2 protein-coding genes are annotated in these 767 nt (G+C 51.4%); one reads left to right on the forward strand and one right to left on the reverse strand.

Annotated elements, in window-relative coordinates; genetic code table 11:
- Positions 1–379: hypothetical protein (locus AC0IYU_RS34775; protein WP_472126944.1), on the forward strand; the 379-nt coding region annotated here is incomplete at its 5' end.
- A 191-nt stretch (positions 380–570) separates the two neighbouring features.
- Here AC0IYU_RS34775 and AC0IYU_RS34780 read toward each other — a convergent pair.
- On the reverse strand, positions 571–767 hold a 197-nt coding region (locus AC0IYU_RS34780; protein ID WP_472126947.1), incomplete at its 5' end, for a hypothetical protein.

Below are 767 nucleotides of genomic sequence, written 5' to 3' on the forward strand. Positions count from 1 at the left end.
TAATGCCCTGCTGCTCACAGGTTCCTTTTTCATAGCGAACGTGAAACTGCCCGGACCGTTTCAGGAGTTCTCGCCAGATCTTGCAGAGGTACTTCCACGGCCGGTGCTCGGGGTGGGAAATCCGTATCGCCTCCAGCGCAATGTCGAGCCGGGTCATCTGCCCTGGAGCCGTTTGCTCTTCCTGTCGGCGAAACAGTTGGACGGCGGTGCAGTTTGGCCAGTCGACCGTACCGTCCGGCAATACGCCGTGGAGTATCTCAATGCATCAAATCAAACGAGATCTCTTCCGCTAGAGTTTGAACCAAGTTTGGCCATCGTTAGTCATGTTTCCCAATTATGCAATTTTCGAAGCTTCATGCTGACCACTTTGATGTTGTGAAGCATCTTGGATTTTTCGTAAATCTGTTTACGGCTTAAAAGGTATCTGGAGGTACTTTAGAAAGCTGTCTAAGCTCGCGCCTCGCACGTCGGCAAGCTAGGCAAATACCGCGCCGTCGTGTCGAGGTCCGTCTCTGAAAGGCTAGTGCCTTTAGTTGCACTGTATTCGGGGTATCGACCGAAAAATTTCAATCACCGCATGGTTAGGTCAAGACCCATCCTGCTGCAAAATTCAAAGGTGAGGAACAGCACAAAGAACGCAGAAGCGACGAACGCCGCGCCCACCTTAATGGATGTCAGCAACACTGCAGGTGTCTTTTGATTCTTGTCTTTCTGACCTCGATCGTAATGCCACTTGACGGCCAAATACATGCCGACGCTGAGCACGA

It is taken from the genome of Variovorax sp. AC103 (assembly GCF_979254005.1).